Genomic DNA, 21057 nt, shown 5'->3' on the forward strand with positions numbered 1-21057 from the left:
TTCTAGCTGCTACGAATGGTGCTGGTCCCGACGCTACGGGTGCCGTCCGCTCGGTGACGACCCGCCACGCCGCGTGTCGTCGATGCCGCCCGGCAATTGTCCGCCGCCGTCAGGACCGCGGTCGGATGATCCCGTTGTCGGGAGCCGACACGTCGAACTCGACCTCGGTGTCCGGCGACCGCTGCGCGTGGTCCGCCACGAGTGCCGCGAGCAGGTCGGCCTTCGCCACGGACTCGTCCGGGCTCCCCCACACCACGCTGGACCCGTCCCGCATGCTCAGGGTGACGTCGTCCGACGTCGAGGCGGCGATGCCCGAGACCTGCTTCCGGACGTCCGTCGGCATCGCCAGGACGACCTCCGTCATCGTCCGGAACACCGTCGAGCCGAGCTTCGCCCGACCGATGTCCGCCAGTGGCATGTCGTCCGGCCGCTTCGTCGACGACTGCACGACGATCCCGGCGGGGTCGACGAGGTCGAAGCCCTTCCCGGACTGCACCGCGACGACCGGGGTCCGCTCGGTGACCGTGACCACGAGGGTGTGCGGTGGTTCCTCCTCGGTCACGTAGCGCTCGATGAGCGGGAAGCCGGCGATCCGCTCCTGCACCTCGTCCAGGTCGATCCGGGCCAGGGGTGTGCCGATCTGCCCGGACAGCGCGGCCCGGACCTCGGCGGCGTCGACGCGGTCGGTGCCCTTCACCTCGATGGTCCGGAGGGCCATGAGCGGCGAGTACACGGCGACGAGCACGGACGCGACGAGGACGACGACGACACCGCCCGCCGCGAGCCACGCTGCACGTCGGTGTCGGCTCCGCCGCGTGAAGCGCCGGACCTCGGCCCGCTCGAGCAGCCGACGGCGCTTGCGGGCGACGCGGGCCTCTCGTGCGGTCTCCGCCGCACGGACGCGCGCGCCGATCGGGGTCGTCGAGGGGACGTGCGGCGCGACGTCCGGCGCGCCGGGGCCGTCGTGTCCGAGGTGACGGTCGTCGTCGGTCCCGCCGAGCGCGGCCGACCTGCCGGCCCGGTCCGTGCCGCTGTCCGGGGTCGTGCCGCTGTCCGGGGTCGTGCCGCTGTCCGGGGTCGTGCCGCTGTCCGGGGTCGTGCCGGCGGACGGGGCCCGGTCGGCGTCCGTCGCCACCCGGACGCGCGGACGGGAGGCCCGACCCGGTCGGGTGGTGCCCGTGTCGACCGGCCCGGTCGACCGCTCGTCCTCGGTGAGGTCCACCTCCGGCAGGTCCGGCAAGCCGGTCACGCGTCCGGCGGTGCCGTCCGCGTCGCGACCCACACCACGTTCGGCGCGCTCGTCCGCAGCCGGCGTGCGGGACGCGCGTCGGGCCTCCCGGGCGCCGTCCAACGCGGCTCGGAGACCCGCTGTCCGGGACGGACGCCGGGCTTCCCGCGCGCCGTCGGCAGGAGCGGCGGACCCGGCGTGGCGGTCGTCGAGCCCGGCGTGCTCGTCGAAGCCCTCGGGTCGCTTCACCGGCCCGCGGCCCCGGGTCCGGTCTGCAGTGCGGTGAGCACCTGCGGGATGATGCGGTAGACGTCCCCGCAGCTCAGGGTCATCACGATGTCGCCGTCCCGTGCCACGGCGGCGGCCCGTGCCGACGCCTCGGCCCAGTCCGGCAGGTAGTCCACACGGCTCTGGTCCGCGAAGCGCTCCTGCACCAGGGCGCCCGTGACACCGGGCTCCGGGTCCTCGCGGGCGCCGTACACGTCGAGGACGACGGTGTGGTCGGCGAGCTCCTCGTACACGCTGGCGAACTCCCCGGCCATCATCCGGGTGCGCGAGTACAGGTGCGGCTGGTGGATCGCGATGATCCGACCGTCGCCGACGACGTCGCGCGCGGCCCGGAGCGCCGCGGCGACCTCGGTCGGGTGGTGCGCGTAGTCGTCGTACACGGACACGCCGCGCTCGACGCCGTGCAGCTCGAAGCGACGCTCGGTGCCGCCGAACGCCTCGATGCCGCGCACCGCGTCCGCCGGGTCCACGCCGAGGCCGACGAGCACGGCGAACGCGCCGACCGCGTTCACCGCGTTGTGGCGACCGGGGACCCGCAGTGCCAGGTGGTACGAGGCGCCGCCCCAGCGGAGGTCCACGCCGACACCGGCACCCTCGTCGACGCGCTCGATCCGGACGTCGGCGTCCTCGGCCTCGCCGAAGGTGACGATCTCGGGAGCGTCCACGCGCTCCCGGAGGCCCGCTGTGACCCGCACCGCTCCGGCGTCGTCGCTCGACACGACGACCCGCTCCCGCGCCTTCGCCGCGAACTCGACGAACGCGTCGATGAAGGCCTGCTCGCTGCCGTAGTGGTCCAGGTGGTCGGGGTCGACGTTCGTGATGAGCGCGACGGCGACGTCGTAGAGCAGGAAGGAGCCGTCGGACTCGTCCGCCTCGACGACGAACAGGTCGCTGCTGCCCGGCGCCGAACTCGTGCCGAGGGACTGGATGACGCCGCCGTTCACGAAGCTCGGGTCGAGCCCGAGTTCGACGAGCGCCGTCACGACCATGCCCGTCGAGGTCGTCTTGCCGTGCGCCCCGGCGACCGCCACGAGGCGGTGCGAGGAGATCAGGGCGGCGAGGGCCTGCGAGCGGTGCAGGACCGGGAGCCCGCGGCGCTTCGCCTCGAGCAGTTCCGGGTTGTCCGGCCACAGCGCGCTCGTGACGACCACGGTGTCGGCGTCGCCCAGGTTGGCGGCGTCGTGCCCGATGCGGACGTCCGCACCGAGTTCGCGCATCCGGCCCGTCGTCGCGGTCTCGCGGGAGTCGCTCCCCGAGACCCGGTGGCCCGCGGCCAGGAACATCCGGGCGATGCCGCTCATGCCGGACCCGCCGATGCCGACGAAGTGCACCGTGCCGAGGTCGTCCGGGATCGGCTGGGTGAGGTCCGGCTTGATGGTCATGGTTCCTCCGTGGTGCTGGTGGTGCTGGTGCCGGTCGGTCGGCCGGTGCTGCTCCCGCGACGTCCGGCCGCGGCGGCGAGCACGAGTCCCGTCATGCGGTCCGCGCCGTCGCGGTGCCCGACGCTGCCGGCGCGGACGGCCATGTCGGCGATGCCGGCACGGTCCTCCAGGACGGTCAGGAGCTGCAACGTCACCCAGTCGGGCGTGAATTCCGCGTCGTCGACCAGCAGCGCTCCCCCGGCGGCGACGACGTCCCGCGCGTTGTGCCGCTGCTCGCCGTTGCCGACCGGGTACGGCACGAGCACACTCGGCAGGCCGACCGCCGTCAGCTCGCAGACCATGCCGGCACCGGAGCGCGAGACCACGAAGTCGGCCGCGGCGTACGCCAGGTCCATCCGGTCGCAGTACGGCAGCACGTGGTAGCCGTCCAGGTCGCTCGGCCCGATGTCGGACGCCGCGCCCACCACGTGCAGGATCTGCCAGCCGGCGCCGAGGATCGTCGCCGCGGCCCGGTGCACCGTGCGGTTGATGCTCCGGGCGCCCGAGGACCCGCCGGTGACGAGCAGCACGGGACGGTCCGGGTCGAGTCCGAACTCCGCGAACCCGGCGGCACGCTCGGCACGACGGTCCAGACGCTCGATCTCCCGGCGCAGGGGCATGCCGACGACCTGCGAGTGCGGCAACCGGGTGTTCGAGAACGTCACGCCGACGTGCGTGGTCAGCACCGCCGCCATCCGGTTCGCGAGCCCGGGCTTGGCGTTCTGCTCGTGCACGACGACGGGCGTCCCGGTGCGCTTCGCCGCCACGTACGCCGGGGCGGCCGCGTACCCGCCGACGCCGAGGACGACGGCGATCTCGCGCTCGCGGATGATGCGCTCGGTGTGGCGGACGGCGGACCAGAACGCGCCCGGGAACCGGAGTGCGGCGGCGTTCGGCTTCCGCGGGAAGGGCAGCCGCGGGATCGTGACGAGCTCGTACCCGCGCATCGGCACGAGCCGGGACTCCAGGCCCTCGGCGGTGCCGAGCACCAGGACCTCGTCCTCCGGCGACCGCTGGGTCAGCCGGTCGGCCACCGCGAGCAGCGGGTTGACGTGGCCGGCGGTCCCGCCGCCGGCGAAGAGGAAGCGGCTCACCGCAGGGCTCCGTTCTGCGTCCCGGGTGCCGGGACGGTGGTGCGTCCGGGCGCACCGCTCCGACCGGTACCGCCCGACCCGGTGCGGGCCGGCAGGTCACGGGCGAAGGACAGCACGACGCCGATCGCGACGAGGGTCATGATGAGGGCCGATCCACCGGCCGAGATGAGCGGGAGCGGGACGCCGAGCACCGGGAGCAGCCCCAGGACGACGGCGATGTTGACGAGCGCCTGCCCGATCACCCACGCCAGCACACCACCGGTGACGGTCCGCACGAACGGGTCCGGCGAGAGCCGGATGACCCGGATCATGCCGATCGCGAGCACCACGAACAGCGCGAGGACGACGACGGCGCCGATCAGGCCGAGCTCCTCGCCGACGATCGCGAAGATGTAGTCGTTGTCCGCCTCGGGCAGCCATGACCACTTCAGCTTCGAGTTGCCGAGCCCCACGCCGAACACCCCGCCGGACGCCAGCGCCCACATGCCGTGCACGGGCTGCCAGCACAGGTCCTGGGCCTGGTTCGAGTCGGTGCAGCCGGACAGCCACGCACTGATGCGCGTCTGGCGTGAGCTCGAGGCCATCGTGACGACCGGCAGCATCACCGCGATCGCGACGACGCCGACCGCGAGGTGTCGCAGCCGCACCCCACCGACGAAGAGACTGCCGAAGACCAGGATCATCATGATCATCGCGGTCCCCTGGTCCCCGCCGAGGAGCACCAGGCCGATGGACACCGCGGTCGCGAGCCCCACCGGGATGAAGACCTCCCGCCAGTCGTGCAGCTTCTCGCGCTTCCGGAAGAGCACGGCGCCGATGCCGAGCACGAGCGCGAGCTTGAGGAGTTCGGACGGCTGCGCGGTGAACGCACCGAGGCCGATCCAGTTCCGGTTGCCCTGGATGTCGATGCCCATGGGGGTGAACACGAGGAGCTGCAGGACGAGCCCGGCACCGAGGATGCGCATCGCCCACCGCCGCCAGAACTCGCCGGGGAACCGGCTCACGACGAGCATGAGCGGGACGCCGATGAGCGCGTACAGGCCCTGCTTCGCGAAGGCGCCGAAGAAGCCGTGCTTGTAGCGGTACTCCTCGACGCTCGACGACGACAGCACCATCACCACGCCGAAGACGACGAGGAAGAGCGTGACGCCGAGGATCGTGTAGAACGTCGTGGACTCGGCCACGAACACGTTCTTCACCGCGACGACGGCCCCGTTCGACCGGCGACGCGCACCGTCCACCCCGGCACCCACGCGCGCGGAGGCGGCCGCGCCCGCCGCGCCGGCGCGTGCTCGGGCGCTACGGCCGTTCGTCGGAAGATCCGTCGGTGTCGCCATCGGCGTCGCCTCCCAGGTGCTCGTGGACCGCAGCCGCGAAACGCTCGCCCCGGTCTGCGTAGGAACCGAACTGGTCGAACGACGCCGCCGCCGGGGCGAGGAGGACCGTGTCGCCCGGTCGCGCGACCGAAGCGGCATGCCGGACCGCCTCGGGCATGACCTGCTCAGTGTCCGTCGCTTCCACCTGCAGCACCGGGACCGTGGGCGCGTGTCGTGCGAATGCCTCGAGCACCGGAGCCCGGTCGGTCCCGATGACGACGACGGCGCGCACCCCGGGGCCGAACCGCTCGACGAGCCCGTCGATGTCCACGCCCTTGAACAGGCCGCCCACGATCCACACGACCGGGTCGAAGGCGGACAGGGACGCCGTCGCCGCGTGCGGGTTCGTCGCCTTCGAGTCGTCGACCCAGGCGATGCCGTCGGCGGTCGCGACCGACTCGGTGCGGTGGTGGTCGGCGCGGAAGGCCTGCACGGCGGCACGGACGGCACTCGGCTGCACGGCCGCGGCACGCGCCAGGGCGGCCGCCGCGAGCACGTTCGCGGTCATGTGCGGGCTGTCCAGGCCGGCGAGCTCCAGGTCCGCGACGGTCGCGAGCTCGAGCGCGCTGTTGCGGCGGTCCTCGGTGAAGGCGCGGTCGCAGAGCACGTCGTCCACGACGCCGACGTCCCCGGGCGCGGGGACGCCGAGCGAGAACCCGACGGCGCGGCACCCCTCGACCACGTCGGCCTCCTCGACCATGTGCCGGGTGACCTCGTCCGCCGTGTTGTACACGCACGCCATCACGGTGCGCTCGTAGACCTTGGCCTTCGCGGCCCGGTAGGCCTCCGCCGACCCGTGCCACTCCAGGTGGTCGTCGGCGATGTTCAGGCACGCCGACGCGAGCGGGACCACGGCGCCGGGCCCGGTGGTCGGCATGTAGTGGAGCTGGTGGCTGGAGAGCTCGACGACGAGCACGTCGAAGCCCTCCGGGTCCCGCACGACGTCGAGCACCGGCACCCCGATGTTCCCGCAGGCGACGGCACGGAGTCCCCCGGCGGCGTACATCGCCGTCGCGAGCTGCGTCGTCGTGGTCTTGCCGTTCGTGCCGGTGATCGTCACCCAGGGCGCGGCGACCGGCCCCTTCACGACCTTGTCGCGCACGCGCCAGGCGAGCTCGATGTCGCCCCACACGGTGCTGTTCGCCACAGCCCAGGCGACGGTGGGGTTGTGCGGCGGGAGCCCGGGCGACACGACGACCAGGTCCGGGGCGTGCTCGACGAGCGCCGCGGGCACGGTGTCGAGCGGCGTCTGCACGAACCGCGCCCCGATGACGTCGAGCAGCTCGACGCTGTCGGCGGGAGCGTCGGTCGAGTAGACGACGACCTCGCTGCCGAGCTCCGCGAGCGTGTCGGCGACCGAGAACCCCGTCGAGCCGAGGCCGAGCACCGCCACCCGCAGGCCCTTCCAGCCTCCGGCGTACCAGCTGTCGAGACCGTTCAGGCGTTCGCTCATTGGACTCGTGCGATCCATTCCAGGTAGAACAGTCCGACCCCGGCCGCGACGCAGAGCCCCGCGATGATCCAGAACCGGACGACGACGGTCACCTCGGCCCAGCCCTTGAGCTCGAAGTGGTGGTGCAGGGGGCTCATCCGGAAGATGCGCTTGCCGTGCGTGATCTTGAAGTACGCGCGCTGCAGGATGACGGACCCGGTGACGATGAAGAACAGGCCGCCGATGAGGATGAGCAGGAGCTCGGTGCGGCTGAGGATCGCGAGCCCGGCGAGGGCACCGCCGAGGCCGAGCGACCCGGTGTCACCGAGGAAGATCTGCGCCGGCGAGGTGTTGTACCAGAGGAAGCCGATGAGGCCACCGCAGACCGCCGCCGCGACGACGGCGAGGTCGAGCGGGTCCGTCACCGTGTAGCAGGCGTGCCGGGTGCTCTCGTCGATCCGGGCACCGCCGCAGATCTGGTTCGACTGCCAGAAGCCGATGATGACGTACGAGCCGATGGCGAGGATGCTCGACCCGGTCGCGAGCCCGTCGAGCCCGTCCGCGACGTTGACGCCGTTCGAGGTCGAGACCGTGAGCAGCACGATCCAGGCCAGGAACAGGACGGTGCCGATGACCGTGCCGAGCGCCATGAAGTCGAGCCACGGGACGTCGCGGATCGCGGAGATCATCGTCGACGCCGGCGGCTTCCCGTTGCCGGTCGGGACCACCAGGGCGATCGTCGCGAAGACGACCCCGACGATGACCTGGCCGAGGACCTTGGCCCAACCGCCGAGCCCCAGGCTGCGCTGGCGGCGCACCTTGAGGAAGTCGTCGACGAAGCCGACCACGCCGAGCCCCACCATGAGGAACAGCACGAGCAGCCCGGACAGCGTCACCGGGTCGCGCCCGGCGAGGTGCCCGACGAAGTACCCGATCACGGCACCCAGGATGAGGACGATGCCGCCCATGGTCGCGGTGCCGCGCTTGGTGTGGTGCGACTGCGGACCGTCGTCACGGATGAACTGCCCCCACCCGAGCCGGTGGAACAGCTTGATGAACAGCGGCGTGAGCAGCAGTGTGAACACCAGCGACACGGCGCCGGCGACGAGGAGCGCGATCATTCGGGGACACCTCCGAGGCGGTCGCCGACGAACCGCAGCCCGGCCGACTTCGAGGACTTGACCAGGACGACGTCACCCGGACGCACGATCTCCTGGAGGGCACGGACGGCGTCGTCGACGTCCTCGATGAACACGGACTCGCCGTCCCACGACCCCTCGAGGGTGGCGGCCTGGTGCAGGGCCATCGCGCCGCGGCCGACGACCACGAGCTGTCCGATGCCGAGCCGCACCACGAGACGACCGATCCGGTCGTGCTCCTCGACGGAGTACTCGCCGAGTTCGGCCATCTCGCCGAGGACGGCGACGGTGCGCTCCCCCGGACGGGCGACCTGCGCGAGCGTGCGGAGCGCGGCCGCGGTGGAGTCGGGCGACGCGTTGTAGGCGTCGTTGATCACGGTGACGCCGTCCGGCCCCTGCAGGAGCTCCATGCGCCACCGCTCGGCGCGCGTCATCGATGCGAGCGCGGCGGCGCCCTCGGCCAGCGGCACGCCCCACAGGTGCGCGACGGACAGCGCCGCGGCGGCGTTCATGGCGTGGTGCTCGCCGAGGATGGCGAGACGGACGTCGACGGTCTCGGGGGACCCGGACGGGCCTCCCGGCACGGCGTCCGCCGACTCGACGGGAGGCGCGGTGAGCGTGAACCGGGTGCCGTCGCGGTCCGTCGTGACACCACCGATGCGGTAGTCGGCACCGGCGGAGGTGCCGAAGCCGACGACGCGTGCCGCTGTGCGCCCGCGCATCCGTGCGACGCGGTCGTCGTCGACGTTGAGGAGGGCCGTGGCCGTGGCCGGCAGGTCGGTGACCATCTCCGACTTGGCGCGCTCGGTCGCGTCGATCCCGCCGAACTCACCGGCGTGCGCGAGGCCGACCTTGAGGACGACACCGACGTCCGGCTCCGCGATGCGGACGAGTTTCGCGATGTGGCCGATACCGCTCGCGCCCATCTCGACCACGAGGAACCGGGTGTCGGCGGTGATGCGGAGCATCGAGACCGGTGCGCCGACGTGGTTGTTGAACGAGCCCTCGGGCGCGACCGTCTCGCCGACGCGCGACAGGATCGTGCGGAGCATGTTCTTCGTGCTCGTCTTGCCGTTCGAGCCCGTGATGCCGACGACGCGCAGGGCACCGGCGGCACGGACGCGGGCGACGACCTCGTGGGCGAGGGCCGCCAGGGCGGCGTAGCCGTCGGCGACGACGATCTGCGCGGTCGGGGCGTCGTCCGGCAGGTCGACGGCGCGTTCGGTGACGACGAGCGCTGCGCCGGCGTCGGCGGCGGCCGGGACGAAGCGGTGCCCGTCGGTCTCCTCGCCGAGCAGGGCGAAGAAGACGCTGCCGGACGCGACCAGACGCGAGTCCGTCTCGACGGAACCGGTGACGGTCGTGTCGGCGGCACCGCGGACGAGCTCGCCGTCGACCGCTGCGGCGATCTCGGCGAGGGTCAGCGCGATCATCGAGCGTCCTCCGTCGGACCGGCGTTCGGTTCCCAACCGGCTTCGCGGAGCGCGGCGCGGGCTTCGTCGCGCGCCGAGTACGGCGTGCGGACGCCCTGGATGTCCCGGTAGTCCTGGTGCCCGGGGCCGGCCCAGAGGATCGAGTCGCCCTCCCCGACGAGCGCGACCGCGGCACGGATCGCCGCCTCGGGCGGGCTGACCTCGTGGATCTCGTGGTCCGGGTAAGCGGCACGGGCGGCGTCGACCAGGGTCTTCCGGATCGAGGCGGCGTCCTCGAAGCGCGGGTGGTGGTCGGTGACGACGAGGACGTCGGAGCCCTCCGCCGCGACGCGGGCCATGTCGGCGCGCTTCGTGGTGTCGCGGTCCCCGTCGGCGCCGAAGAGCATGACGACCTTGCCGGGGGTGAACTGCCGGACCGCCGCCAGGGTGTTGAGGAACGCGTCCGGGCTGTGCCCGAAGTCGACGTAGACGCTCGGACCGGTGTCGCCCGAGACGCGCTCGGTCCGGCCGGGCAGGTAGCACTCGATGGCGCTCACCACGGTGCCGTCGGTCTCGTCCGGGTAGCGGCGGTGGTTCGTCTCGAGCGCCTGCGCGATCGCACCGAGCTCGAACCCGCCCTCCACGAGCATGACGATCGCCAGTGCGGCGTTCGCGGCCATGTGCCAGCCGATGAGCGGCACGCGGGTGGTGAGCTCGCGGCCCTCCGGTCCGGTCAGGCGGAACTCGGTGTAGGCCGCGTGCGCCTCGACGATGTCGACGTGCCACTCGGCCTCGACGTCCGGGTGCACCGTGATGGTCGTCACGGGGATGCGGGAGTCCTGCACGACCCGGTGGCCCCAGTCGGTGTCGAGTGAGACGACACCGCGGCGGCCGTGCTCCGGCTGGAACAGCGGCAGCTTCGCCTGGAAGTACTCCTCCATGTCGGCGTAGTCGTCGAGGTGGTCGTGGCTGAGGTTCGTGAAGGCGACGACGTCGAACACGATGCCGTCGACCCGGTGCCGGCTGAGGGCCTGGGCACTGACCTCGACGGCCACCGCGCGCACCTCGCTCTCCCGCATCCGGGCGAGGAGCGCGTGCATCTCGCTGGCCTCCGGGGTGGTGAGCCGGCTCGTCACGCTGAGCGACCCGATGTGGCGCTCGGCGGTGGAGCTCAGCCCGGTGACCAGACCGAGCTGCTTGAGGACGCCTTCGAGGATGTACGACGTGCTCGTCTTGCCGTTCGTCCCGGTGACGGCGAAGAGCTGCGGCAACTCGGCCTCGTCGGGGTTCGTGCGGTAGACCCACGCCGACACGTCGCCGAGCGCGGCCCGGGGGTCCTCGACCTCGAGCACCGGCAGCCCGGAGGCTTCGGCGATCGCGACACCGGCGGCGTCGGTGAGCACGGCGACGGCACCACGCTCGGCAGCGTCCGTGGCGAACTCGGCACCGTGGCGGTTCGCCCCGTGCACGCCGACGAACAGGTCACCGGGCTGCACCTCGGCGGCGCTCAGGGTGACGCCGGTCGTCTCGACGCCGTCGAGCGATCCGACGACGCGGAGCCCGAAGGCGTTCGCGAGTTCGGCGACCGGCCGCGGGGTCGGGTGTTCGGGCCGGAGGACCGGGGGGATCCGTGCTGACAAGTGCTCCTTCTTCCTCACCACGTGGACAGTGCGGCTACCAGGTGGACGGGTAGGTCCGCGCCTCTGTCGTGGAGGGGGCGACTCGGTACTTCTCGAGCACCTGGGACATGAGTGTGCGGAACGCCGGAGCCGCTCCGCTCGACCACTTGGTGGTCTGCGGCTTCGTGAACGTCACCGTGACAACATACTGGGGGTCCTCGGCGGGTGCCATTCCGGCCACCGAGATCACGCGCTCCGCGCCGTAGCCCTTCGCGCCGTCCGCGACCTCGGCCGTGCCGGTCTTCGCGGCGATGTTGTAGCCGGAGATCGGCTTCATGCCGACGAGTGTGCCGCCGGTGACGACGCTCTGCAGCATGTCGACCGTCTGCGACGCCGCCTGCTCGGAGACGACCCGCTTCTCCTGCACGTCGGGCGCGTCGATCGTCCTGCCGTCCGCGGTCTCGCAGCCCTTCACCATGTGGAGCGGGATCCGGACGCCGTCGTTGGCGAGGGTCTGGTAGACGCTCGACACCTGCATGGCGGTCGTGACGATGCCCTGTCCGAACATGGAGTTGATGTCGGTCTGCTGGTCCCACTGCGGGCTCGCGCCGTAGTCCATCGTCGGCTGGCCCGGGTAGTCGATCGCGGGCTCAGGCTCGAAGAGGCCGAAGTCGCGCATGACGTCGTACCGCTGCTGGGTCGACAGCTTCGCGCCGAGGTCGGTGATCCCGACGTTCGAGGAGTCGCGGAGGATGCCGGTGAGCGTCAGGTTCTCGGTCGGGTGGAACTCGGAGTCGTGGATGGTGCCGCCCCACGGGAACGTCCTGGAGTACGGCACCACGGCCTGCGTCGTCGGGGTCGCGAGCCCCTTGTCGATGAGCGCGGCGGCGATCGCGGCCTTGATCGTGGAGCCGGGCTCGTAAGCCGCGGTGAGGGCGCGCGAGCCGTACGCACCGGGGTCGGTCGTCGCGTCGACGTCGTTCGGGTCGACCGTCGGGTAGTCCGCGACGGCGAGCACCTCGCCCGTCTTCGCGTTGACGACGGTGGCGGTCGCCGACTCCGCCTTGAGCTGCTGCGCGGCGTCGGCGATGTCCTGTGACGCCATGTACTGCAGGTCGCTGTCGATGGTGGTGACGAGCGTGCCGCCGTCCTTGGCCCGCTTCTTCGTCACGGTGCTGCCCGGGAGCTGCACCCCGTCCTCGCCGCGCTCGTACGTCTCGGAGCCGTTCGTGCCGGCGAGGCACTTCTGGTACGCGAGCTCGAGGCCGGCCTGGGCGCCGTCCGTCCCCATGAAGCCGGTGATGTTGCCCGTCGCCGCGGCGGTCGGGTACGTCCGCGAAGCCTGCTGCTCCTTGTAGACCCAGGGGATGCCGAGCGCGGTGACCGCCTCGTAGTGCTTCACGTCGATGCCCTTGACCAGGTAGGCGAAGTCCGACCCCGGGTCGGCCGCGATGGCCGCCTGCATCTCGGCGACGTCGCCGCCCGACGCCTGCGCGACGGCGGCGAGTGCCTGCTCGACGGTGACGTCCTTGACGCGGCTGCCGCCGAGCTTCCCCTCGAACCCCTTGACCAACCGGGGCGAGGTCGTGATGTTGTACCGGACGACGCTCTCGGCGAGTGCGGTGCCGTCACGGTCGACGATCGAGCCCCGCGTGCCGTACAGGGTCACGGGGATGCTGCGCTTCGACTCGGCCGCCTTCGTGAGTTCCGCGGCCTGCACGACCTGGATGTCGACGAGGCGGACCACGAACACCGCCACGAGCGCGATGACGGCGAGCATCACGACGCTGTAGCGGAGGCGGCGGGAGCGGAGGGTCTTCGTCACGAGCGGCCTTTCCGGGATGGAGCTGCGCCCCGGGTCACCGGGTCGTGGGTGCCTGGAGCTGGTTCGGGTCGGACTCTACGGAGGACCCCGCGGAACCCTCGTCCGACGCGCTGGCCGCGCCGGTGTTCCCAGCGTCGGCGGCCGGTGCCGGAGCGGCGGCGGCCGGTGCCGGAGCGGCGGCGGCCGGAGCGGCAGGGGCCTGGCTGCTGGCCGCCGGTGCCGTGTCCGAGGCGCCGGTCTCCTTGCTCGTGACGGTGTCCCCGGCCTGGGCTGCGAGGGGGACGTCACCGAGCAGGGCGTTCGGGACCTGGTTCGCGGTGTTCCCCGTCGCTTCCTCCGGGGTCGCGGGCTTCGGCGTGCCGTACACCGTCCCCGTCTTCGGGTCGAGGTAGACCGGCGTCGAGTTCGCGATCATCCCGAGGGCCTGCGCGTTCCGGGCCAGGTTCTGCGGCGACTCGAGCACCTTGAGGTCCTCGGACAGGGACGCCTGGGTCCGCGTCAGCCCGGTCTGCTCGCTCTTCAGGGAGCTGAGTGTGTAGGCGCCCTGGCTGAGCGCCATGCTGATCCCGAGCTGCGCGAGGAGCAGGACGCCGAGCGCCGCGATGGCCACCACGGCGTAGGCCACCCGGGGGCGGGCACGCCGCTGCGCCTTCGTCGGGGTGACCTCGACGAGCTCCGGGCGGCGGTCGCGGTCCGGGCGCGGGGCACGCGACGGGGCGACGACAGGGTCGACGAGTGCGAGGTTCGTGCTCATGTCACTTCCGGATCCGCTCGGCCGCGCGCAGGCGCACGGGGGTGGCTCGGGGGTTGGCGGCGCGTTCCGCCTCGTCGGCCTGTTCCGCGCCCTTGACGACGAGGGTGAAGGTCGGCGCGTGCTCGGGGAGCTCCACCGGCAGGTCGGCCGGTGCGCTCGAGGTCGTGCGCTCGACGAGGGCCCGCTTCACGATGCGGTCCTCGAGGGACTGGTAGGACTCGACGACCAGGCGGCCGCCGACCCGGATGCGGTCGAGCGCGGCGGGGATCGCGCGCTCGAGGACGCTCAGTTCGGTGTTGACCTCGATTCGCAGCGCCTGGAAGACGCGCTTGGCCGGGTGCCCCTGGCGCTGGATCGCGACGGGGGTGGCGTCGTGGAGCACCTGCACGAGGTCGCCGGACATCGTGAAGGGCGTGGTCGCCCGGCGTTCGACGATCGCCTTGGCGTAGCGGCCGGCGAGCTTCTCCTCGCCGTAGCGCTGGAAGATCCGCCGGAGTTCGCGCTCGTCGTACTCGGCGAGGACCTCGGCCGCGGTGATGCCCTGCGTCCGGTCCATCCGCATGTCGAGCGGCGCGTCCTGGCTGTAGGCGAAGCCGCGCTCGGCCCGGTCGAGCTGGAGTGACGAGACGCCGAGGTCGAACAGGACCCCGTCGACCTCCGCGATGCCGAGCCCGTCGAGGGCGGCCGGGAGTTCGTCGTACACGGTGTGCACCAGGTGCACACGGTCGCCGAAACGAGCCAACCGCTCCCCCGCGATGCCGAGTGCGTCGGTGTCGCGGTCGAGGCCGACCAGGGTCAGGTCGGGGAACCGCTCGAGGAGGCCCGCCGAGTGTCCGCCCATGCCGAGCGTGGCATCGACGACGACCTTGCCCGGACCCTCGAGGGTCGGGGTGAAGAGGTCGACGATGCGCTCGAGCATGACGGGGGTGTGCGGGAACCGTTCGGGTGTGCTCATCTGCGCCCCTGCCCTCCTGGGCCGCGGGTCCGGATCCCCATCCATGCGACCTGACACCGGGGAAGGTGTGTCAGGGCTTCACGGCTGGGAGTCCCGATCCACGGATCAGAAGATGCCCGGGATCACCTCCTCGTCGTTCTTGGCGAAGGCCTCTTCGGCCTCGGCGTAGTAGGCCTCCCATGCGCTGGTCGACCAGATCTCGGCACGGTCACCGCTGCCGATGACCGTCAGGTCCCGCTCGAGCCCCGCGTACTCGCGGAGGTTCTGCGGGATCGTGACGCGGTTCTGCTTGTCGGGCTGCTCCGCGCTCGCTCCGGAGAGGAACAGGCGCATGTAGTCACGGGTGCGCTTCGACGTCATCGGTGCCTGGCGGATCCGTTCGTGGAGTTCCTCGAAGGTCCTGGCACTGAAGACGACCACGCACCGCTCCTGGCCGCGGGTCATGACGAGTCCCCCGGACAGTTCGTCCCGGAACTTGGCGGGGAGGATCACGCGACCCTTCTCGTCGAGCTTCGGGGCATGGGTACCGAGCAGCACGTCGGGGCCTCCCCTCAGCTCCACTCGTCGTCGTCATCCCCCACGGTACTCCACTTCCCTCCACTCCGCTGTGCAAACGCCCCACTCGGGTGCCCCGGCACCCCTACTGGGGGTCTCCAGCGTGCGCCGACCACGCCCACGACCCCGGATCTGCGCGGATCGTGGCGTGACGGCCGCCGGTGGAGCGGAGTGGAGGGGAATCCGCGGGCCGAGGGCGCCGAGACCGCCCGGAGGGCACAGAAAAACGGGGCCGGCCTCGGAAGGCCGACCCCGTGGAGGGATGTGGAGGAGCTAGTCCTGCTGGTTGCGCTTGTCCCAGCGCTCGTTCATCCGGTCGATGAAGGAGCCGCCGGATGAACCCCGTGCGGGACGGGCCCCACCGCGGGCTCCTGGTCCGGACGACGCGGTCCGGGTCGGGCGAGCGGTCGGGGTACGACCACCGGGGCGCAGGGCGAAGAGGACCCCGCCGAGCATGACGACGAAGCCCAGCACGCCGATCAGGGGCTGCTTGATGACCAGGCCCAGCACGATCACCCCGACGCCGACGAGGCCGATCAGGACGCCGATCGTGATCGCGGTGTACGTCGGACGGCCCTGGCGGCGACTGACGCGCGCCACGAAGTCGGAGTCGTTCTGGTAGAGGCTCCGCTCCATCTCTTCGAGGAGTCGTTGCTCTTGCTCCGAGAGCGGCATCTTGGTTCCCTCTTGTTCCTGGGATCGACGCGGTGGAAGGGGTGGATCGATCTTACGACCGGGCCACCCACTAAGGTAAGGACCGTGGCTGAGAGTACGCGATTAGTGGACCTCGTCTCGGCGCGGATCGATCGGGCTCTCGACGAGCAGCGCGACCGCCTCGCGGCGATCAGTCCGGACCTGCTCCCCTTCGACTCGTTCGCGCGTGACCTGCTCGCCGGCGGCAAGCGCTTCCGCGCCCTGTTCTGCTACTGGGGCTGGCAGTCCGTCGCCGGACGCTCCGGCTCGTTCGACCCGCTGTCCGAGGGGTCCCGCCAGACGACCGCAGAGGCCGTCGTCACCGCCGCCGCCGCGCTCGAGGTCTTCCACGCCGCGGCCCTCGTGCACGACGACATCATGGACCGATCGGACACCCGTCGCGGTCGTCCCGCTGCCCACCGCCGGTACGAGTCGCTCCACGCCGAGTCCGGCTGGGTCGGAGACCGCACGCTCTACGGCACGAACGCGGCCCTGCTGCTCGGGGACCTGTTGCTCTCGCTGAGCGACGCCGTGTTCGACGAGGCCCTCGCCCTCCTCGACCCCGTCCGGGCGCGCATCGTGCGGCAGGAGTTCCACGCGATGCGGCTCGAGGTCACCGCCGGGCAGTACCTCGACATCCACGAGGAGACCGCCTGGCCGACCGTGGACGACGCCGAACAGCTCGTCCGCGCGCAGCGGGTGATCGTCTTCAAGTCCGCCAAGTACTCGGTGGAGGCACCGCTGCTCATCGGAGCGCTCATCGCCGGCGCGAGTGCGAACCAGCTCGACGGCCTGCGGTCCTTCGGTCTCCCCCTCGGCGTGGCCTACCAGCTGCGCGACGACATGCTCGGGGTCTTCGGTGACCCCGAGGTGACCGGCAAGCCCGCCGGCGACGACCTCCGCGAGGGCAAGCGCACCGTCCTCGTCGCCACCGCCCGCAAGGCCCTGCCGGTCGGTGCACGGCAGCTGCTCGACGAGCTCCTCGGTGACCCGGACCTCGACGACGACCAGGTGCAGATGCTCCGCGCGACGCTCACCGAGTCCGGTGCGGTCAGCGCTGTCGAACGCTCGATCGACCGGCACGTCCAGCGCGCCAAGGCCGCCCTCGACGCCGCACCGCTCACCCCTTCGGCGCGCGACCAGCTCGCGGCCCTCGCCGACACCGTCAGCAACCGCTCCGCCTGACCGGCGCGCGCGGCACCGCAGACCGACGGGAGGCCTGGGTACCAGCTGGTACCCAGGCCTCCCGTCCGTCGGGCGGTCGCGTCTAGAGCAGTGCCTGGGCCGCGCGGCGCACTTCCGCCTTGCGGTTGGCGCGCAGGGCGGCGACGGGCGTCGTCCCCATCGCGTCGTCGTGCGTCAGCATCCACCGCACGGCCTCGTCGTCGGTGAGCCCGTTGTCGCCGAGGACGATGAGGGTGCCGCGCAACGCGGGCAGCGGCTCGGTGCCGTCGAGGAACTCGACGGGGACGCGGAGCACGCCGTCGACGCGGGCGGGGAGCAGCGTGCGCTCCTCGAACAGACGGTGGACACGGCCGGGGCTCACCCCCAGCAGGTCGACCAGGTCGGGCACGGTCAACCAGCGTTCGGACAGGGCGTCGTCTCCGGGAAGGGCACTCACGGGGACCATCGTGCCAGAGCCGGGCGGGCTCGCGCAGCACACCACGGCGGCGGGCAGCGTCGTGTCGGGCGGCCGATTCCCCGCTGAGTCACAGCAGTCACACCCGCATCACCCGACTCTCTGGTTGACTTGGCACCATCGGCGTGTCAGCGTGTGGTCACCTGTGCGTGACGCGCGCGCACGGCCGCCAGAGCCACCCCGTGCCGACGACGTGCGGAGACAGGAGAACGACCGTGGACAGGGACACGACCGCAGACGAGGCAGCGCGCCGCATCCGCTCCGCCCGCTTCGCCACCATGCCGATCGTCCTGGCCGGCACGATCGCCGTGACCGCCGGGCTGACCGGACCGATCGCGCACGCCGAGCAGCGCCACGACGACGACACCGGGAAGCGTCACGTCGACGCAGACCGGGACGTCCACGTGGACCGGGACCTCGGGTCACGCCCGGTGTTCGCCACGGCCGTGGCGCGCCCCGCGACGCCGGTCGCCTCCACCGTCGCCGCGACGCGCACCGCCGCGCCGACGACGTACACGGTGCAGCAGGGCGACACCGTCTCCGGCATCGCGGCCCGGTACGGCCTCTCCGCGCAGGAGATCCTCGTCCGCAACGGCCTCGGCTGGAACACGATCATCCACGCCGGGCAGACGCTCCGCCTCGCATCGACCCCGGTCGGCGCCGCGCAGTCCACGGCGTCCGGCACCGCGAGCTACCACGTCAAGCAGGGCGACACCGTCTCGGGGATCGCCGCCAAGGTCGGCGTCTCGACCGCCGCGCTCCTCACAGCGAACGAGCTGTCCCAGCGCAGCGTCATCTACCCGGGCCAGACCCTCCGCGTCCCCGCCGGCACCGCGAGCGTGACGAAGACCGCGACCACCGCCGGGCCCGTGGCACCGTCCGCCGGCCCGACCACGTCGTCGGCCGTCGTCCGCGGCGGCTCGGTCACGATCGGTGACGGCGACACCATCGCATCGGTCGCGACGACCCACGGTGTGTCCGTCGCGTCCCTGCTCGCCGCGAACGGCCTGACCTACACGAGCACGATCTACGCCGGCGGCACCCTGGTCCTCCCGACGAGCGGGCCGTCCCTGTCCAGCGAACAGCGCGCGAACGCGGCGACCATCGTCCGCGTCGGCCGGTCGCTCGGGGTGCCCGACCGCGGGCTCGTCATCGCGCTGGCGACGGCGATGCAGGAGTCGAGCCTCCGCAACCTCGCGCACGGCGACCGCGACTCGGTCGGGCTGTTCCAGCAGCGGCCGAGCCAGGGCTGGGGGACGCCCGCGCAGCTCCAGGACACCGTGTACGCCTCGGAGCTGTTCTTCGGCGGCTCGCGGAACCCCAACCCGGGCGTCACCCGGGGGCTCCTCGACGTCCCCGGCTGGTCGTCGATGAGCGTCACCGAGGCCGCCCAGGCCGTCCAGCTGTCCGCGTACCCGAAGGCCTACGCCCAGTGGGAGCAGTCGGCGGCCGCCTGGCTGCGCTCGCTCTGAGCCGGTCGTCCCCGGCCTGACCCCGACCCCCGGGTCATCCCTCCGGTCGAGATCGTGTAACGACCGGTGCGCCGGTGTGCTCGTCCGGTGCACCGCTTCGTAGAATGCCGCAGATGACCACGAACGCCGCCACGGACCCGATGATCGGTCGCATGATCGATCAGCGGTACCGCGTCCGCTCCCGCATCGCGCGGGGCGGCATGGCGACCGTGTACCTCGCCACCGACGTCCGCCTCGAGCGCCGCGTCGCCGTCAAGATCATGCACGGCCACCTCGCGGACGACCAGGCCTTCCGGGAGCGGTTCATCCAGGAGGCCCGTTCGGCCGCCCGCCTCTCCCACCCCAACCTCGTCGGCGTCTACGACCAGGGTGCGGAGGACGACTGCGTCTACATCGTCATGGAGTACATCCCGGGCATCACGCTCCGCGACCTCCTGCAGGAGCACCGCGCCCTCACGCCGGAGCAGGCGACCGACATCCTCCGGGCCGTCCTCGCCGGGCTGGCGTCCGCGCACCGCGCCGGGATCGTGCACCGCGACCTGAAGCCCGAGAACGTGCTGCTCGCCGACGACGGCCGGATCAAGCTCGGCGACTTCGGGCTCGCCCGCGCCACCACCGCGAACACGGCCACGGGTGCGGCTCTGCTCGGGACCATCGCGTACCTCTCCCCCGAACTCGTCACCCGTGGCGCCGCGGACTCGCGGAGCGACATCTACGCGCTCGGCATCATGCTCTACGAGATGCTCACCGGCGAGCAGCCCTACAAGGGCGAGCAGCCGATGCAGATCGCCTACCAGCACGCCAACGGCACCGTCCCGGCGCCGAGCGCCGCGCTGCCCGGCGTCCCGGCGGAGCTCGACGACCTCGTCGCCTGGGCCACCGCGCGGGACCCCCGCGACCGACCCCGTGACGCCCGCGAGATGCTCGACCACATGGCCGGCGGGCAGCAGCGCGCCACCGGTCAGTACCGGACGGCCGTCCTCCGCCCCGAGAACGCGACCGCGATCCTCCCGTCGGGTGGCAGCGCCGGCGCAGCGACCTCCGGCGACGACGTCGAGGACGCGAGCGAACACGACACCACGGTGCTCGACCGCCGCGGGACGCAGGAGACCCCGCCGCGTCGGCCCGGCGGCCGATCGGCACCCGGGCCGCGACGGACCGGCACCGTCACCGCCGCGCTCTCCCCCGCCGGGCAGCGGCTCGCGGACAAGTCCGTCAAGCGGCGGAAGCGCGGGTGGATCGCCCTCGTGGTCGTGGTCGTCCTCGCGCTCGTCGGCGCGGGCATCGCCGCGTGGTACGGCCCCGGCCCCGGCGGCAACGTCCGGATCCCCGCGGTCGCCGGCAAGACCGTCCAGCAGGTGCGCCAGAGCCTCGAGTCGACCGGCCTGCGTGCCGCGGCCGCGACGACCAGCCGTCCCGACCTGTCCGTCGAGGCCGGCCTGGTCACCGCGACCCAGCCGCCCACGGACCGCGAGGTCCGGAAGGGCACGGCGGTCCGCATCGTCGTCTCGAGCGGCCCCCGCATGATCGCCCTCCCGGCGATCGTCGGTCAGTCCGTCTCCACCGCGCAGGCCGCCCTGGACGACGACTTCCGGCTGCAGGACCCGCGGTACGAGTTCTCCGCCGACGTCCCCGCCGACACCGTGATCGCCGCGACCGGCCGGGACGGCTCCGGCGCCGTCGACCTGACCACGGTCGAGCGCTACCCCGAACGCGGACCCGTGACCCTGACCGTCTCACTCGGAGCCGTCCCGGACGTCACCGGGAAGACCGTCGACGACGCCAGGGCCGCCCTCGCCGCCGTCGGCCTGGAGCTCGGTGCCCAGACGCAGCAGTACAGCGAGGACGTCCCGACCGGCCAGGTCATGTCCGCGACGGTGACCGACGACCCGGCGGTGAAGGGCTCGGCCGTGGACGTCGTCGTCTCGCAGGGACCGGCGCCGATCGCCCTCCCCGACGTCTCCGGCGACACCGTCGACGAGGCGCGCGCGAGGCTCGAGGCGCTCGGCCTCGAGGTCACCTACCCCGACTGCACGAACATCCTCTGCGGGTTCTACGACTGGGAGAGCAAGCTCCCCGTGCGCTCGACCGACCCGGCGCCGGGCACCACCGTGCACAAGGGCGACACCGTCACCCTGGCCTACGACCAGTAGCC

17 protein-coding genes are annotated in these 21057 nt (G+C 72.2%); 3 read left to right on the forward strand and 14 right to left on the reverse strand.

From position 1 onward, the window contains the following. Positions 1–109: 109 nt before the first annotated feature. The 13 genes from DEI95_RS08730 to DEI95_RS08790 all read right to left on the reverse strand — a co-directional run bounded on the left by DEI95_RS08730 (position 110) and on the right by DEI95_RS08790 (position 15773). Positions 110–1477 carry an FtsQ-type POTRA domain-containing protein gene (locus tag DEI95_RS08730; RefSeq protein WP_111059995.1) on the reverse strand — a complete coding sequence of 456 codons (1368 nt, stop codon included), beginning with the start codon at positions 1475–1477 and terminating at the stop codon, positions 110–112. After that, a complete protein-coding gene (gene murC / locus DEI95_RS08735; protein WP_111059996.1) occupies positions 1474–2898 on the reverse strand; it encodes a UDP-N-acetylmuramate--L-alanine ligase in 1425 nt (474 codons plus the stop codon). The genes DEI95_RS08730 and murC overlap by 4 nt, the downstream gene beginning before the upstream one ends. After that, the gene (locus DEI95_RS08740; RefSeq protein ID WP_111059997.1) at positions 2895–4031 is read right to left on the reverse strand and encodes a glycosyltransferase; all 1137 of its coding nucleotides are present in this window, start codon (positions 4029–4031) and stop codon (positions 2895–2897) included. The genes murC and DEI95_RS08740 overlap by 4 nt, the downstream gene beginning before the upstream one ends. After that, positions 4028–5368, reverse strand: coding sequence for a putative lipid II flippase FtsW (gene ftsW / locus DEI95_RS08745; protein WP_111059998.1), 1341 nt, complete (start codon positions 5366–5368; stop codon positions 4028–4030). Before ftsW ends, DEI95_RS08740 begins: the two co-directional genes overlap by 4 nt. Beyond that, a complete protein-coding gene (gene murD, locus DEI95_RS08750; protein ID WP_110825272.1) occupies positions 5331–6860 on the reverse strand; it encodes a UDP-N-acetylmuramoyl-L-alanine--D-glutamate ligase in 1530 nt (509 codons plus the stop codon). The genes ftsW and murD overlap by 38 nt, the downstream gene beginning before the upstream one ends. Next, complete coding sequence (gene mraY / locus DEI95_RS08755; RefSeq protein WP_110825271.1) at positions 6857–7960, reverse strand: phospho-N-acetylmuramoyl-pentapeptide-transferase; 1104 nt, start codon at positions 7958–7960, stop codon at positions 6857–6859. Before mraY ends, murD begins: the two co-directional genes overlap by 4 nt. Continuing rightward, positions 7957–9411: a UDP-N-acetylmuramoyl-tripeptide--D-alanyl-D-alanine ligase gene (gene murF, locus DEI95_RS08760; protein ID WP_111059999.1), complete on the reverse strand. Its 1455-nt coding sequence runs from the start codon at positions 9409–9411 to the stop codon at positions 7957–7959. Before murF ends, mraY begins: the two co-directional genes overlap by 4 nt. After that, the gene (locus DEI95_RS08765; RefSeq protein ID WP_110825511.1) at positions 9408–11030 is read right to left on the reverse strand and encodes a Mur ligase family protein; all 1623 of its coding nucleotides are present in this window, start codon (positions 11028–11030) and stop codon (positions 9408–9410) included. The genes murF and DEI95_RS08765 overlap by 4 nt, the downstream gene beginning before the upstream one ends. Before the next feature lie 34 nt (positions 11031–11064). Then, a complete protein-coding gene (locus DEI95_RS08770; RefSeq protein ID WP_111060000.1) occupies positions 11065–12834 on the reverse strand; it encodes a penicillin-binding protein 2 in 1770 nt (589 codons plus the stop codon). 34 nt (positions 12835–12868) lie between these two features. Beyond that, complete coding sequence (locus tag DEI95_RS16675; RefSeq protein WP_181436251.1) at positions 12869–13588, reverse strand: hypothetical protein; 720 nt, start codon at positions 13586–13588, stop codon at positions 12869–12871. Position 13589: 1 nt separating this feature from the next. Next, on the reverse strand, positions 13590–14543 hold the full coding sequence (rsmH, locus tag DEI95_RS08780; protein ID WP_110889605.1) for a 16S rRNA (cytosine(1402)-N(4))-methyltransferase RsmH: 954 nt from the start codon (positions 14541–14543) through the stop codon (positions 13590–13592). A gap of 105 nt (positions 14544–14648) precedes the next feature. Then, positions 14649–15080 carry a division/cell wall cluster transcriptional repressor MraZ gene (mraZ, locus tag DEI95_RS08785; protein WP_111060002.1) on the reverse strand — a complete coding sequence of 144 codons (432 nt, stop codon included), beginning with the start codon at positions 15078–15080 and terminating at the stop codon, positions 14649–14651. Between the two features lie 291 nt (positions 15081–15371). Then, positions 15372–15773: a DUF3040 domain-containing protein gene (locus DEI95_RS08790; RefSeq protein ID WP_110825265.1), complete on the reverse strand. Its 402-nt coding sequence runs from the start codon at positions 15771–15773 to the stop codon at positions 15372–15374. Positions 15774–15857: 84 nt separating this feature from the next. Here DEI95_RS08790 and DEI95_RS08795 point away from each other — a divergent pair, with 84 nt between their 5' ends. After that, positions 15858–16976, forward strand: a complete 1119-nt coding sequence (locus DEI95_RS08795) for a polyprenyl synthetase family protein (protein WP_111060003.1) — start codon at positions 15858–15860, stop codon at positions 16974–16976. 82 nt (positions 16977–17058) lie between these two features. Here DEI95_RS08795 and DEI95_RS08800 read toward each other — a convergent pair whose 3' ends face one another. Beyond that, positions 17059–17412: an Rv2175c family DNA-binding protein gene (locus DEI95_RS08800; protein WP_258365978.1), complete on the reverse strand. Its 354-nt coding sequence runs from the start codon at positions 17410–17412 to the stop codon at positions 17059–17061. 233 nt (positions 17413–17645) lie between these two features. Between DEI95_RS08800 and DEI95_RS08805 the strand changes: the two genes are divergently transcribed. Both DEI95_RS08805 and pknB read left to right on the forward strand, forming a co-directional pair. Then, positions 17646–18902 (forward strand): LysM peptidoglycan-binding domain-containing protein, encoded by a 1257-nt coding sequence (locus tag DEI95_RS08805; RefSeq protein WP_258367538.1) that lies wholly within the window; start codon positions 17646–17648, stop codon positions 18900–18902. Between the two features lie 113 nt (positions 18903–19015). Beyond that, a complete protein-coding gene (gene pknB, locus DEI95_RS08810; RefSeq protein ID WP_111060027.1) occupies positions 19016–21055 on the forward strand; it encodes a Stk1 family PASTA domain-containing Ser/Thr kinase in 2040 nt (679 codons plus the stop codon). Positions 21056–21057: the final 2 nt, after the last annotated feature.

It is taken from the genome of Curtobacterium sp. MCBD17_008 (assembly GCF_003234475.1).
Classification (GTDB): Bacteria; Actinomycetota; Actinomycetes; order Actinomycetales; family Microbacteriaceae; genus Curtobacterium.